The 13570-nt window shown below is 66.0% G+C and carries 14 protein-coding genes; 9 read left to right on the forward strand and 5 right to left on the reverse strand.

The features are described 5' to 3' along the window. Positions 1–153: 153 nt before the first annotated feature. Positions 154–1020 carry a type IV toxin-antitoxin system AbiEi family antitoxin gene (locus tag A5790_RS01325; protein WP_066840831.1) on the forward strand — a complete coding sequence of 289 codons (867 nt, stop codon included), beginning with the start codon at positions 154–156 and terminating at the stop codon, positions 1018–1020. Positions 1021–1070: 50 nt separating this feature from the next. Here A5790_RS01325 and A5790_RS01330 read toward each other — a convergent pair whose 3' ends face one another. From A5790_RS01330 to A5790_RS01350, 5 genes are read right to left on the reverse strand one after another with little or no spacing between them, the layout of a single operon-like run. Then, positions 1071–2150 (reverse strand): ABC transporter ATP-binding protein, encoded by a 1080-nt coding sequence (locus A5790_RS01330; RefSeq protein ID WP_066840833.1) that lies wholly within the window; start codon positions 2148–2150, stop codon positions 1071–1073. Between the two features lie 35 nt (positions 2151–2185). After that, a complete protein-coding gene (locus tag A5790_RS01335) occupies positions 2186–3055 on the reverse strand; it encodes a carbohydrate ABC transporter permease (protein ID WP_066840835.1) in 870 nt (289 codons plus the stop codon). A gap of 1 nt (position 3056) precedes the next feature. Continuing rightward, a complete protein-coding gene (locus A5790_RS01340) occupies positions 3057–4031 on the reverse strand; it encodes a carbohydrate ABC transporter permease (protein ID WP_066840837.1) in 975 nt (324 codons plus the stop codon). Further along, positions 4031–5383 carry a sugar ABC transporter substrate-binding protein gene (locus tag A5790_RS01345; RefSeq protein WP_082961527.1) on the reverse strand — a complete coding sequence of 451 codons (1353 nt, stop codon included), beginning with the start codon at positions 5381–5383 and terminating at the stop codon, positions 4031–4033. The genes A5790_RS01340 and A5790_RS01345 overlap by 1 nt, the downstream gene beginning before the upstream one ends. A gap of 25 nt (positions 5384–5408) precedes the next feature. Next, on the reverse strand, positions 5409–6413 hold the full coding sequence (locus tag A5790_RS01350; protein ID WP_066840839.1) for a sugar-binding transcriptional regulator: 1005 nt from the start codon (positions 6411–6413) through the stop codon (positions 5409–5411). Between the two features lie 106 nt (positions 6414–6519). Between A5790_RS01350 and A5790_RS01355 the strand changes: the two genes are divergently transcribed. The 8 genes from A5790_RS01355 (at position 6520) to A5790_RS01390 (ending at position 13526) form a co-directional block, all read left to right on the forward strand. Beyond that, positions 6520–7521, forward strand: coding sequence for an NAD(P)-dependent alcohol dehydrogenase (locus tag A5790_RS01355; protein ID WP_066840841.1), 1002 nt, complete (start codon positions 6520–6522; stop codon positions 7519–7521). After that, a complete protein-coding gene (locus A5790_RS01360; RefSeq protein ID WP_066840843.1) occupies positions 7518–8939 on the forward strand; it encodes a mannitol dehydrogenase family protein in 1422 nt (473 codons plus the stop codon). The genes A5790_RS01355 and A5790_RS01360 overlap by 4 nt, the downstream gene beginning before the upstream one ends. Further along, positions 8936–9877 carry a carbohydrate kinase gene (locus A5790_RS01365; RefSeq protein ID WP_066840845.1) on the forward strand — a complete coding sequence of 314 codons (942 nt, stop codon included), beginning with the start codon at positions 8936–8938 and terminating at the stop codon, positions 9875–9877. The genes A5790_RS01360 and A5790_RS01365 overlap by 4 nt, the downstream gene beginning before the upstream one ends. Beyond that, positions 9877–10836 (forward strand): Ku protein, encoded by a 960-nt coding sequence (locus A5790_RS01370; RefSeq protein ID WP_066840847.1) that lies wholly within the window; start codon positions 9877–9879, stop codon positions 10834–10836. Before A5790_RS01365 ends, A5790_RS01370 begins: the two co-directional genes overlap by 1 nt. A 185-nt stretch (positions 10837–11021) precedes the next feature. Then, entirely contained in the window at positions 11022–11813 is a 792-nt protein-coding gene (locus tag A5790_RS01375) for an SDR family oxidoreductase (protein WP_066840848.1), read from the forward strand. Positions 11814–11823: 10 nt separating this feature from the next. Next, positions 11824–12900 carry a diacylglycerol kinase gene (locus tag A5790_RS01380; RefSeq protein ID WP_066840850.1) on the forward strand — a complete coding sequence of 359 codons (1077 nt, stop codon included), beginning with the start codon at positions 11824–11826 and terminating at the stop codon, positions 12898–12900. A gap of 33 nt (positions 12901–12933) precedes the next feature. Then, on the forward strand, positions 12934–13203 hold the full coding sequence (locus A5790_RS01385) for a hypothetical protein (protein ID WP_064426413.1): 270 nt from the start codon (positions 12934–12936) through the stop codon (positions 13201–13203). An 89-nt stretch (positions 13204–13292) separates the two neighbouring features. Beyond that, positions 13293–13526, forward strand: coding sequence for a hypothetical protein (locus A5790_RS01390; RefSeq protein ID WP_066840852.1), 234 nt, complete (start codon positions 13293–13295; stop codon positions 13524–13526). Positions 13527–13570 lie beyond the last annotated feature (44 nt).

Raw genomic sequence — 13570 nt, forward strand, 5'->3', positions numbered from 1 at the left:
CTTCGACTGAAATAACGCTCGAGACATCACAACACTCCTCAATCAGAAGGGTGTTGCATCCATCCCTTGAAACCGCCGCGTTATCCACAGCCCTGCCGCAGAAATGGACGACGGGGTACGCGTTCTGTCGGCCGTCCCGTCCACGATCCGGTCATGTGGCAACCGTTTCTGGGCAGCGAGGCGATCAGCGATGGCCGACTCACGCGAGGGCAACTGCGCTGGAACCACTCCGCCGTCCTGCCGCGGGTCTACCGCCCAAACGACGCTGAACGCAATATCCACTCCAATGCCGTTGCGGCATGGTTGGGGACCGGTCGCAGAGGCGTGATCGCGGGGCGGGCCGCGGCAGCGTTCCACGGCGCAAAGTGGGTGGATGCGTCGACCCCGATCGAGGTGATCACCGCTCACACCCGCCCGCGCGAAGGCGTCATCGTCCGCGAAGAACGCTTGGCACCCGACGAGATCACCTACTTCGGGGAGATTCCCGTGACGACCCCCGCTCGGACAGCGTGGGATCTGGCTCGCCACCTTCCGCGCGACAAGGCCGTCGCGCATCTGGACGCCCTGGCCGCCGCCACGGGGGTGTCCGCCGATGATGCCTTGGCGCTGAGCGATCGATATCGGGGCGCACGCGGAGTTCGTCGTGCCCGGACGGCGCTCTGCTTGATGGACGCAGGCGCGCAATCGCCCGAGGAGACCCGCCTTCGTCTGTTGCTCATCGACGCCGGATTGCCCACCCCGCGGACGCAGATCAGGCTCAGCGACGGGTACCAGGAGGCGTTTCTCGACATGGGGTACGACGAGCCGATGGTCGGTCTGGACTACGACGGAGTTCACCACAGCGAGAACCGACGGCAATACGTGTACGACGTGGGTCGTGCCGTGTTCGTCGATCGCCAAGGCTGGATCGACATCCATGTGCTCAAGGAACACAGCCGGCGATACATCTTGCATCGCGTCTTCGACGCGTTCACCCGCCGCGGTTGGACCCCGCCGAAATCTGCAAGAGGGTCGCGGTGAGGCGAAAATCGCAACCCTGGTGCAGAATTCGGCGGCGCTGAAAGGCGAAATCAGTCGATGCGTTCGCCGGTCTCCGGGTGGAACAGGTGCACGGACCCTTCCGGATGTCTGCGCAGCCGCACCGTCTCGGCGAGTTTGGGCGCCGTGCGCGGATTGCAGCGTGCGACCAGCTCGACTCCCGAACCCGCGTGCGTGTAGAGGTAGGCCTCGCTGCCGAGGTCCTCGACCAGGTCGACGACGACCTCCACCCCGCCGGTGTCGGTGAGCTCCAGTTGTTCGGGCCGGATGCCGAGCGTGACCTCCGAGAGGCCCGCGTCGCTCAACTTCGAAAGTCGCTCGCGTTCGAGCGGAAGCGTCGTGTCGCCGATGCGGACACCGTCGGCCGCGATCGGCAGCGTCACCAGATTCATGGCGGGTGAGCCGATGAAACCGGCGACGAACGCGTTGGCCGGCCTGTCGTAGAGTTCGTTCGGGGCGGCGAACTGCTGCAGTTTGCCGAACCGCAGGACCGCGACCCTGTCCCCCATCGTCATCGCCTCGATCTGGTCGTGGGTGACGTAGACCGTCGTGGTGCCGAGCCGTCGCTGCAGCGCGGCGATCTGGGTGCGGGTCTGCACGCGCAGCTTCGCGTCGAGGTTCGACAGCGGCTCGTCCATGCAGAACACCTGCGGCTCGCGCACGATGGCGCGGCCCATCGCCACGCGCTGCCGCTGCCCACCGGACAGCTTGGCGGGCTTGCGGTCGAGGAACTCCGTGAGGTCCAGGATCTTGGCCGCCTCTTCGACCTTCTTGCGCCGCTCGTCGCGCGAGACCCCCCGCAGTTTCAGCGCGAAACCCATGTTCTCGGCGACGGTCTTGTTCGGGTACAGCGCGTAGTTCTGGAACACCATCGCGATGTCGCGGTCCTTGGACGGCACCCCGGTCATGTCCCTGCCGCCGATCTCGATCGTGCCCTCGTCGATGTCCTCCAGGCCGGCCAGCATGCGCAGGGCGGTGCTCTTGCCCGACCCGGACGGCCCGACCAGCACGACGAATTCGCCGTCGGAGATGTCGAGGTCGAGTGAATCGACCGCCAGCTTGTCCGAGCCTTCGTAGACGCAGGAGGCGTTGCGGTAAGTGATTGTTGCCATTGGTATCTCCGTCTCTCGTGATCGGGTCTGAGGGCTTACTTGATCGCGCCGAACGACAGTCCGCGCACCAGCTTGTTCTGGGCGATCCACCCGCACAGGATCACCGGCAGCGCGGCCATGGTCGCGGCCGCCGACAACACGGCCCAGTACTGGCCCTCACCGGCGATGAAGCCGACGAGGTACACGGGCATGGTCTGGGCGTTCACCGCCGTCAGGTTCACCGCGAAGAAGAACTCGTTCCAGGCGAAGATCACGCAGATCAACGCCGTCGCAGCGATACCCGGCGACACCAGGGGCAGGATCACCTCGCGCACGGACCGCCATAGGCTGGCGCCGTCCAGGCTGGCTGCCTCCAACAGTTCGCCGGGTACCTCGAGGAAGAACGACCGCATCATCCACACCGCGATCGGCAGGTTCATCGCCGTGTAGAGCACGATCAACGCCCAGATGTTGTCCAGCAGCCCGATATTGGACACGATCACGTACAGCGGCAGGATCACCGCGACGACGGGCAGCATCTTGGTGCTCATGAAGAAGAACAGCGCATCCTGGGTCTTGCGGACCGGCCGCAGCGACAACGCGAATGCGGCCGGGACCCCAAGCACGAGCACGAGCAGCGTTGAAATCCCCGTTGCGAACAGCGAATTCAGCATCGCGGGCCCGATGCCCTGGTCGAAGACGGCGGAATACTGGTCCAACGTCGGGGAGAACAACAGCTTCGGCGGGCTGGTGGCGGCGTCGGCCTCCTGCTTGAACGACGTCAACACCATCCAGAAGACCGGAAAGAAGAATCCGATCCCGACCAGCCACGCCACCAACCCCCACGGGCTGAACGTGCGGGACTTCTCCTTTTTCTTCGCCACGGGTTGCGGTGTGGCTGCGGTTTTCTCGACCGTGGTAGTCATGTCAGGCCGCCTCTTCCTTCCCGGTGAACGACTTGAAGATCAAGCGCAGCGCGAAGCTGGCGATGATGATCGTGAAGACGACCACCACCACTCCCATGGCCGCTGCCTGGCCGATGTCGAAGCCGAGGAACGCGCGCTGATAGATGTAGAACGGCAGGTTCGCGCTCGCGATGCCCGGTCCGCCCTGCGTCATCATGTAGATCGCATCGAACGTGTTGACCAGGAATATCGCCCCGAGCACGACTCCCAACTCGATGAATCGCCGAAGGTGCGGGAGCGTCAACTCCCGGAAGAGTTGGAAGGCGTTCGCACCGTCGACTCGGCCGGCCTCCAGGATGTCGCGCGGCATCGACTGTAGACCGGCGAGAATCAGCAGCATCATGAACGGCGTCCACTGCCAGATGAGCATCACCATCACCATCGCCAGCGGAAACTGCCCGATCCAGTCCATCCGGTCGATCCCGACCAGCGACAGCAGCCAGTTCAGGATGCCGTTGTTCGGGTCGAGGATCGTCGTCTTCCAAATCAGCGCGGCCGCAACGGGTGTGACGAGGAACGGCGTGATCAGCAACGTCCGCACGATCCCGCGGCCCAGGAACGCCCGGTCGAGCAGCAAGGCCAAGAGCAGACCGAAGAACGCGGAGATCAGCACCACCCCGACGATCAGCACCACGGTGTTGAGCGCGACGGTCCAGAACTGACTGTCCTTGGCCACCGTGACGTAGTTCTGCAACCCGATGAACTCACGGGATCCGGGACGGACCAGGTTCCACGACAGTGTCGAGTAGTAGAGGGTGAACAGGAACGGAACCTGCGTGACGACGATCATGAAGATCAGCGCCGGCAACAGCGGCCCCCGCCTGCGCCAGGCTTCGGCGCGGCTCACCCCGGTTTCCTTCGCCTCCCGGATTCTGCGAACCCGTTCTGCCACCGAGGTTTCGCTGGCGTCGGCCGTGGTATCGGCAGTTACGGTCATCACTTCTCCTGATATGTCTTGCCGACGACCTCGGCGTACTGCTGCGCTTGGTCGAGCGCCTCGTTGACCGTCTTCTGGCCGGCGATCGCGGCGCTGATCTGTTGGCTGACCCTGGTGCCCAGATCCTGGAACTCAGGTATCGCGACGAACTGGATTCCGGTGTACGGAACCGGTTGCACGGTGGGCTTGTTCGGGTTGGCGTTCTGGATCGAACGCAGCGTCAACGGTCCGTAGGACCGCGAGATCTCCTCGTACTCCGGCAGTTCGGTGTAGGTGGATGTCCGGCTGCCCGGTGGGACCCTCGCCCAGCCGAGCTTCTCCCCCACCAGCTTCATGTAGTCCTTGCTCGTCATCCACGCGATGAACTTCCACGCGCCGTCGGGATTCTTGGCCGATTTCGGGATGCCCAACGCCCAGGTGTAGAGCCAGCCCGAGTCGGGTTTCTCGGCGATCGGGGCGGGCAGGTATCCGATCTTGCCGACGAGCTCCGGGTACTCCTGCGGATCTTCGAGGACCGACACCGCCGACGTGGCGTCGTACCACATGGCGGTCTGGCCCTGGCCGAACAGGTTTGCGCACTCCTGGAAACCGGTGGAGGCGGCGCCCAGTTCTCCGGATCGCTTGACCAGGTCGACGTAGAAGTTGACCGCCTTGCGCACCTCGGGGCTGTTCAACTGTGCGTTCCACTGCTCGTCGAACCAGCGCCCGCCGAACGTGTTGATCACGGTGTTCAGCGGCGCGAGCACCTCACCCCATCCCGGCTTTCCACGAAGGCAGATTCCCGCGCGGTCACCGGACTTCAGGGTGTCGGCCCACTGCGCGACCTGCTGCCAGGTCGGCTGGTAGTCCGGTGACTGGTCGACCTGGATGCCGGCCTGTTCGAACAGGTCCTTGCGGTACATCAGGAACGACGACTCGCCGTAGAACGGGACGGCGTACATCTCGCCGTCGTAGGACAGCGACTCGCGCAGCGACGAGATGAAGTCGTCCTCGTCGTACCCCGGTGTCTGCGAGGCGTATTCGGAGAGGTTCTGCAGCCACCCGTCCTTCGCCCACTGCGGGGTCTCGAAGTTGCTGATCATCACGACGTCGAACTCGCTTCCCCCCATCGCGGTTGACATGGTGATCTTGGCGCGGGCCTGGTTCTCCGAGAGCGTGACGAACTTCAGCTTCGTGCCGGGATTGGCCGCCTCGAACTCCGACGACAGATCCCTGGCATCGGTCATCTGCGAGTTCGACACCATGGCGATGGTGACCTGGTTGTCCGAGGCGCCCAGGCTGCCCGCTCCCGAACACCCGGAGGCCAGCACGACCCCGGACGCCGCGGCCACCGCCGCGAACCGCTTCATCATTGTCGGTCTCACCTGCGTCGTCTCCTCACTGCGCCAACAACCAACGCGCACAATCGATGTCACACACCAACAGCCGGGCCAACCTGCCCCGCAGGACCGCCAGAGTGGCGTCGTACTTCGCGGCGCCGCTGGAGATCAGCAGCGTCTTCTCGCAGTTGCGGATGTCCTCGAGCGGCACCGACACCGCGCGCTGCTGGAGTTCGGTGTCGACGGGGACGCCGGCCGCGTCGAAGAACCGGCCGCCGATCTCGCCCACCGCGCCGAGCGACTCCAACTCGTCGAGCATGCGGGTATCGAGGAAGCTGCCCTCGAACAGCGTGGTCGACGTCGATACGGCGCCGACACCGAAGAGCATCATGTCCGCGTGCCTTCCCGCCTCCAACGTGCGGGAGATCACCGAATCGCTGCGCATCGACGCCACCGTCGACGGGTCGGCATACAGGGGTGCGGGCAGTCGTAACGTGCTCGCGCGCAACGTTTCCCCGCAGCGGCTCAGGATGAACTCGGTACCGGTCTGATACGCCGCGGTCGACATGGCGCCGTCGAGCTGCACCACCGCGCGGCAGCTCGCCACCCCGGGAACCAGCGCGTTGGCCACCGCGACCTGCTCAGGTCCCCAGGTGAACCCGAGGACATCGTCGGGTGTGAGCCGCCGCATCAACAGCGCTGCCGCGGCGCGGCCCACGCTGGCGAATGCGACGGGCCGTCCGGGTGCGCCGATGTCGACCCCGTGGCCGGCGACCACCACCTCCGTCAGCCCGTAGCGCCGCTCGAGTTCGCGCTCCTCCTCGGCGTGCAGGTCCTCACTCAGCCCGGCGGGCACGGCGATCTCGATGCGGACCAGACCCCGGGCCTTTGCGCGGGCGATCAATCGACCCGCCGTCGGGCGCGAGACGCCCAAGCGGGTGGCGATCTCGGCCTGGGTCAAACCGTCGAGGTAGTACATCGTCGCCGCCCGCAGGGCCAGGCGGACGTCCTGCGTGGGCACCGCAGCCCCGGCGAGGTCACCGGTCGACGTTGATGCGGTCACCGCCCTGCCCTCCTCGGACTTTGAGCATTTGCTCAGGGGTGCGATTAGATGCTCATCACGTTAACATGGGGATGTGACGCACACAACACTCTCCCCGGACAGCCGGATGCGGGCGGCTGTGCTCGTCGAACCCGGGCGGATCGAAATGCAGGAACGGCCGGTGCCCCGCCCCGAGCCCGGTGACGTGCTTATACGGGTCTCATCGGTGGGCGTCTGCGGATCGGACACGCATTACTACCGGCACGGGCGAGTGGGCGGGTTCGTCGTCGAGGCGCCGTTGATCCTCGGCCACGAGGCCGCGGGCACGATCGTCGACGTCGGCGACAACGTCGACCCGTCGCGCATCGGCGAACGGGTGTCGATCGAACCGCAGCGCCCCGACCCCCACAGCGACGAAACCCGCCGCGGGCGCTACAACCTGTGCCCGCACATGCAATTCTTCGCGACCCCGCCCGTCGACGGGGCGCTGTGTGAGTACGTGACGATCGGCGCGGAGTTCGCCCACCGCGTGCCGGACTCGATCTCCGATGAGGCTGCCGCGTTGTGCGAGCCGCTCTCCGTCGGCATCGCCGCCGTCCGCAAGGCCGGTGTCGACGGACGGTCGCGGGTGTTGGTCACCGGGGCAGGCCCGATCGGCATCGTGGTGACCCAACTCGCGCGGGCCTATGGTGCAACGGACATCATCGTCAGCGATCTCGACGAGGCCCGTCGGCAACGGGCGATCTCGTTCGGGGCCACGGAGGTTCTGGACCCGACGACCCAGCCGATAGGCGATTTCGGGGTGGACGGATACATCGACGCCTCGGGCGCGCCGACGGCCGTGGCCGACGGCATTCGCGCGGTGCGACCCGCCGGCCGGGTGGTGTTGGTCGGCTCGGGTGCGGAGTCGATGGAGCTGCCGACGCAGGTTATCCAGAACCGTGAGCTGGTGTTGACGGGCGTCTTCCGCTACGCCAACACCTGGCCGACGGCGATTGCGCTCGTCGAGTCCGGCCAGGTCGATCTCGACGCGATGGTGACCGCCCGCTTCCCCTTGGAGCGCACCGCCGAAGCCCTCGACTCCGACCGCACACCGGGTAGCGTGAAGTCGGTGGTGTCGGTGTCATGAAACTCGACAACTCCACGCTCGCAGAGCTTTCCACCGACAAGCCGACCTACGATCGATCCCAGATATCGGTCGGCATAGTGCATTTCGGAGTCGGCGGCTTTCACCGGGCGCATCAAGCGATGTACGTCGACCGACTCCTGGAGAAGGGGCTGGCCAAGGAGTGGGGCATCGCCGGCGTCGGCGTGATGCCTGCCGACCGCAGGATGGCCGACGTGATGGCCGCCCAGGACGGCCTGTACACCCTGCTGCTGGAGAAGCCCGACGGTACCCGCGAGGCGCGGGTGATCGGTTCGATCGTCGACTATCGCTACGCGCCCGACGACCCGGAGTCGGTGATCGAACTGTTGGCCGCGCCGAGCACGCGGATCGTCTCGCTGACCATCACCGAGGGTGGTTACAACATCGACAACCTCGGTGAGGGCGTGAACGTCTTCGGTCTGGTGGCCGAGGCGCTGGCGCGCAGGCGCGACCGCGGCATCACCTCCCCGACGATCGTGTCGTGCGACAACATCGAGGGCAACGGCGACGTCGCCCGCCATGCGTTCACCACCTACGCCGAGCGGGTGCATCCCGGCCTCGGCGAGTGGATCGGCGCGCAAACCACGTTCCCCAACTCGATGGTGGACCGCATCACACCGGTCACCACACCCGACGTGATCGACGTCGTGGCAACCGAATTCGGTATCGATGACCAATGGCCAGTGGTGGCCGAACCCTTCACGGCGTGGGTGCTCGAGGACGACTTCGCGAACGGGCGACCACCGTTGGAAGACGTGGACGTGCTGATGGTCGACGACGTCACCCCGTACGAGCTGATGAAGCTGCGTCTGCTCAATGCCGGCCACCAAAGCCTCTGCTACTTCGGGTATCTCGCCGGTTACCGGTTGGTGCACGACGCCGCAGGCGACCCGCTGTTCGCCGACTTTTTGTTGGCGTACATGGACGACGAGGCCACACCGACGCTCAAACCCGTGCCCGGCATCGATCTGCCCGACTACAAGCGCACGCTGATCGAGCGGTTCGCCAACCCGGGCGTCAAGGACACCATCGCCCGGCTGTGTTACGGCTCATCGGACCGTATTCCGAAGTGGCTGCTGCCCGTCGTCCGCGAGAACCTCCGAACGGGCGCGCCGATCCGGTTGTCGGCCGCGACGGTCGCCAGCTGGGCGCGCTACGCCGAAGGGGTCGACGAGCAGGGGCAACCGATCGACGTGCAGGACCAACTCGCCGACGTCCTGGTGCCGCTGGCCAGGACTCAGCGCGACAACCCGACCGCATTCATCGAAAGCACCGACCTCTTCGGCGATCTCGCCTCCGACCAGCGATTTGTCGACGCATACGTCTGGGCGCTGAACTCGCTGCACCGCGACGGCGCGCGGGCAACGCTGGAAGCGTTGATGCACGGGAACGAACCATGAGCGCGGACCGTGCGCTGGTGATCGGCGAGGCGTTGATCGACATCGTCGAGCGTGGCGGCGAGGTCACCGGTGAACACGTCGGCGGCAGTCCACTCAACGTGGCGGTCGGGCTGGGTCGGCTGGGCCGCGGCGTCGACTTCCTGACACACATCGGCGACGACGAACGCGGACGGCGCATCGTCGACCATGCCGAAGCATCCGGGGTGCAACTCGTCTCGGGAAGTACGGCCGCGGCGAGGACGCCGACCGCGTTGGCCACGCTCGACGAGCAGGGTTCGGCGCAGTACGAGTTCGACATCGAATGGCAACTGACCGGAACGCCCGAGGTGGGTCCCCCACTGGTGGTGCACACCGGTTCGATCGCGGCGGTGCTCGAGCCCGGCTGCCGTGCCACCGCCGCACTGGTCGACACGTATCACCCGTCGGCCACCGTGACGTTCGATCCGAATGTGCGGCCCGCGCTGATCGAGGACGCCGATGCCGCGCACACCCGCATCGACCGGCTCATCGAGCGCTGCGACGTGGTGAAGGCGAGCGACGAGGACTTGCGGTGGCTCGACCCGGGCCGCGCCCCCGAGCAGATCGCGGAGACGTGGTTGTCGCTGGGCGCGTCGATCGTCGCGGTGACGATGGGCGGGCAGGGGTCGTTCGCGCTGTGCGCGCAGGGCCTGGTGCGAGTGCCGGCGTTCGAGGTCGACGTCGTCGACACCGTGGGCGCCGGCGATGCGTACATGAGCGGTCTGATCGACGCGCTGTGGACGTTGGGGCTGCTGGGCGCTCAGCGGCGGCGTGACCTGGCGCGAATCAGTGCGGCCGACCTGACGCGTGTCCTGCGCACGGCCGCGATGTCGTCGGCGCTGACGGTCGCCCGCGCTGGCGCCGACCTGCCCGATCGCGGTAGCCGCGATGCGGCGCTGGAATCAGCCATACTGGGTTGATGCGTTCCATATGGAAGGGTTCGATCGCGTTCGGCCTAGTGAACGTGCCGGTCAAGGTCTACAGCGCGCAGCAGGACCACGACGTGAAGTTCCACCAGGTGCACGCGAAGGACAACGGGCGCATCCGATACAAACGTGTCTGCGAGATCGACGGTGAAGAAGTCGAGTATCGCGACATCGCCCGGGCGTACGAATCCGACGACGGCCAGACGGTGATCATCACCGACGAGGACATCGCCACGCTGCCCGAGGAACGCAGCCGCGAGATCGAGGTGCTGGAATTCGTTCCCGCCTCCGACATCGATCCGATGATGTATGACCGCAGCTACTTCCTCGAGCCCGAGGGCAAGTCGTCGAAGTCGTATGTGCTGTTGACCAAGACGCTCAAGGAGACCGACCGGGTCGCGATCGTGCACTTCGCGTTGCGCAACAAGACGCGGCTCGCGGCGCTTCGGGTTCAGGACTTCAGTAAGCGCGACGTCATGGTGATCCAGACGCTGTTGTGGCCCGACGAGATCCGCGATCCCGACTTCCCGGTGCTGGACAAGGAAGTCGACATCAAACCGGCCGAGCTGAAGATGGCCACCCAGGTCGTCGACTCGATGACCGACGACTTCAACCCCGACCGCTACCACGACGAGTACCAGGAACACCTGCGTGAGCTGATCCAGGCCAAACTCGAAGGCGGCGAAGCATTCACCACCGAGGAGCAGCCGCAGGAACTCGACGAGACCGAGGATGTCTCCGATCTGCTGGCCAAACTCGAAGCCAGCGTGAAGGCGCGACGCGAAGGCCGCAGCGGGTCAAAGGGTTCCGACGACGACAAGCCGGCCAAGAAGGCGCCCGCGAAGAAGAGTGCCGCCAAGAAGACCGCGGCGAAGAAGACGCCCGCCAAGAAGGCCGCGAAGAAGTCGACGGCCAAGAAGTCGACGGCGAAGAAGTCCGCCGCGAAGAAGTAGCCGCCCGCCAGGACTCGGGGCGTCGTAGAACTACTGGTTCGCGAGACGTACACCAGGGCCGTGCTATCCGGTCCAAGCACGACCCTGGTGTACGTCTCGCGGCAATTAGAACGTGTTTCAGAAAGCCCTCACGCGCATCGTCGTGTCCTGTTACGGTTCGCCCGGCGAGGGAAGGATTCGGAAACGTGATTCTTGACAGATTCCGGCTCGACGATCAGGTCGCGGTGGTCACGGGCGCCGGTCGCGGCCTGGGCGCCGCGATGGCGCTGGCATTCGCCGAAGCCGGTGCAGACGTGGTGATCGCGTCACGCACACAGTCGCAACTCGAGGAAGTCGCCGAGCAGATCAAGGGCGTGGGCCGCAGGGCGCACGTCGTGGTCGCCGACCTGGCCCACCCCGCCGACACCGCCACGTTGGCCGGTGCCGCGATCGAGGCGTTCGGAAAACTAGACGTCGTCGTCAACAACGTCGGTGGCACCATGCCCAACGCGCTACTGAACACCTCGACCAAGGACCTGCGCGACGCGTTCACCTTCAACGTGACCACCGCGCACGCGCTCACCACCGCGGCGGTTCCGCTGATGCTCGAGCACTCCGGCGGCGGCAGCATCATCAACATCACCTCCACGATGGGCCGGCTTGCCGGCCGGGGTTTTGCGGCCTACGGAACGGCCAAGGCCGCACTCGCTCACTACACCCGCCTGGCCGCGCTCGACCTGTGCCCGCGGATCCGGGTCAACGCGATCGCGCCGGGGTCGATCCTCACGTCGGCGCTCGACATCGTGGCCTCCAACGACGACCTCCGTAAGCCCATGGAGCAAGCAACTCCGATGCGCCGACTCGGCGATCCGCAGGACATCGCCGCCGCCGCGGTGTACCTGGCCTCGCCGGCTGGCAGCTACCTGACCGGTAAGACGCTGGAGGTCGACGGCGGTTTGACGGTGCCCAATCTCGACATGCCCATTCCGGACCTGTGAGAGGACCTCCATGACGATCAAAGTGGCCGCGGTCGGCACCGGCAACGTCGGCAGGCACGCGCTGACCCAGCTCATCAACGATCCGCAGTACGAGCTCACCGCTGTCTGGGTGTCGTCGGAAACCAAGGCCGGCAAGGACGCCGGTGAGCTTGCCGGACTGCAGGTTTCGACCGGCATCACAGCCACGAGGGACCTCGATGCGGTGCTGGCGACCCGACCCGACTGCGTGGTGTACACCGCGATGGCCGACAACCGGCTGCCCGAGGCGCTCGAGGACTACCGTCGCATTCTGGCCGCGGGCGTCAACGTCGTCGGCAGCAGCGCGGTCTTCCTGCAGTACCCGTGGGAGGTGCTGCCCGACGAACTCGTCAAGCCGATCGAGGAAGCCACCCAGACGGGCGGATCGAGTGTCTTCGTCAACGGCATCGACCCCGGCTTCGCCAACGACCTGCTACCGCTCGCGCTCGCCGGAACCTGTCAGAGCATCGAGCAGATTCGGTGCATGGAGATCATCAACTACGACACCTACGACAGCGCCACGGTGATGTTCGACGTGATGGGATTCGGCAAGCCGCTCGACGAGATCCCGATGCTGTTGCAGCCCGGCGTCCTGAGCTTGGCCTGGGGATCGGTGGTGAGACAGCTGGCCGCGGGGCTCGGCATCGAACTCGACAAGGTGTCCGAAACCTATGTGCGCGAACCGGCTCCCGAGGATTTCGACATCGCAGCGGGCCACATCGCCAAGGGCACCGCGGCGGCGCTGCGCTTCGAGGTCCAGGGCATCAAGGACGGCAAGGTCGCCGTCGTGCTCGAACACGTCACCCGGTTGCGCGATGACCTGCACCCGGACTGGCCGCAGCCCGCTCAGGAGGGTGGCTCGTACCGCATCGAGATCACCGGCGAACCGTCGTACACCATCGACCTCTGCCTGAGCAGCCCGAACGGTGACCACAACCACGCCGGACTCGTCGCGACAGCCGCCCGGGTCGTCAACGCGATCCCCGCGGTCGTGGCCGCGCCGCCGGGCATCCGCACCACACTCGACTTGCCGCTGATCACCGGAAAAGGGTTGTACGCTGTGCGTTGAAGCCGGGGGTCGATCAGAATCGAGGACGTGCCTATGCGGACCACCCTTCGTTATCTCGCACCGCTGATCGCTGCCGGCGGCATCGCCGCGGCACTCGCGGCGGCCTCGCCTGCCGCCGCCGAACCGGCCCCAAACCCCACCCTGCCGCAGTGCGTCGACACCGGCGGTGCCCAGGCCATCGGCGGGTCCACCACCGAATGCGCGTCGCCGGGCAACGTTTCGATCGACGCCACGCCCGCTCAGCAGGAGTACGTCGGCCCATGGGGAAGCATGTGGGAGGGCGACGGCTTCTTCTTCCCGTGACCGTTCGGGATTGACGCTCAACGTTATTCGCAGCGCTCGCCGTATGTGCGGCCGCTGACCAGAAGTGCCCCTGGCCGAGGAGGCCAACCATGAAGTCCCGATTTCGTTATCTCACAGCGACTCTCGCGGTCGGCGTCATCGGCGCGTTAGCACCCGTCGCCGGCGCCGCGCCCCAGTGCACCAACATCGCCCCCAACACCACGCAGTGCCAGACCAACGGAAGTTCACAGATCGTCACGTCACCGTCGGTGCAGACCAGCCCCTATTGGGGTTGGCCGTGGGGCGGCGGCCTCATCATCGGGCTCGGCGGCGGGCACAAATAACCCCACCCACCACCGACGGCCGTGGTTTCGGCTACCCTAACTTT

It is taken from the genome of Mycobacterium sp. 852002-51152_SCH6134967, from assembly GCF_001667105.1.
Taxonomy (GTDB): Bacteria; Actinomycetota; Actinomycetes; order Mycobacteriales; family Mycobacteriaceae; genus Mycobacterium; species Mycobacterium neumannii_A.

What these genes read in the sequence shown, in the direction of transcription:
- A5790_RS01325 (WP_066840831.1), top strand. Translation starts at nt 154, where the DNA reads ATGTGGCAACCGTTTCTGGGCAGCGAGGCGATCAGCGATGGCCGACTC.
- A5790_RS01330 (WP_066840833.1), bottom strand. Translation starts at nt 2,150, where the DNA reads ATGGCAACAATCACTTACCGCAACGCCTCCTGCGTCTACGAAGGCTCG.
- A5790_RS01335 (WP_066840835.1), bottom strand. Translation starts at nt 3,055, where the DNA reads ATGACTACCACGGTCGAGAAAACCGCAGCCACACCGCAACCCGTGGCG.
- A5790_RS01340 (WP_066840837.1), bottom strand. Translation starts at nt 4,031, where the DNA reads ATGACCGTAACTGCCGATACCACGGCCGACGCCAGCGAAACCTCGGTG.
- A5790_RS01345 (WP_082961527.1), bottom strand. Translation starts at nt 5,383, where the DNA reads ATGATGAAGCGGTTCGCGGCGGTGGCCGCGGCGTCCGGGGTCGTGCTG.
- A5790_RS01355 (WP_066840841.1), top strand. Translation starts at nt 6,520, where the DNA reads ATGCGGGCGGCTGTGCTCGTCGAACCCGGGCGGATCGAAATGCAGGAA.
- A5790_RS01360 (WP_066840843.1), top strand. Translation starts at nt 7,518, where the DNA reads ATGAAACTCGACAACTCCACGCTCGCAGAGCTTTCCACCGACAAGCCG.
- A5790_RS01365 (WP_066840845.1), top strand. Translation starts at nt 8,936, where the DNA reads ATGAGCGCGGACCGTGCGCTGGTGATCGGCGAGGCGTTGATCGACATC.
- A5790_RS01370 (WP_066840847.1), top strand. Translation starts at nt 9,877, where the DNA reads ATGCGTTCCATATGGAAGGGTTCGATCGCGTTCGGCCTAGTGAACGTG.
- A5790_RS01380 (WP_066840850.1), top strand. Translation starts at nt 11,824, where the DNA reads ATGACGATCAAAGTGGCCGCGGTCGGCACCGGCAACGTCGGCAGGCAC.
- A5790_RS01385 (WP_064426413.1), top strand. Translation starts at nt 12,934, where the DNA reads ATGCGGACCACCCTTCGTTATCTCGCACCGCTGATCGCTGCCGGCGGC.
- A5790_RS01390 (WP_066840852.1), top strand. Translation starts at nt 13,293, where the DNA reads ATGAAGTCCCGATTTCGTTATCTCACAGCGACTCTCGCGGTCGGCGTC.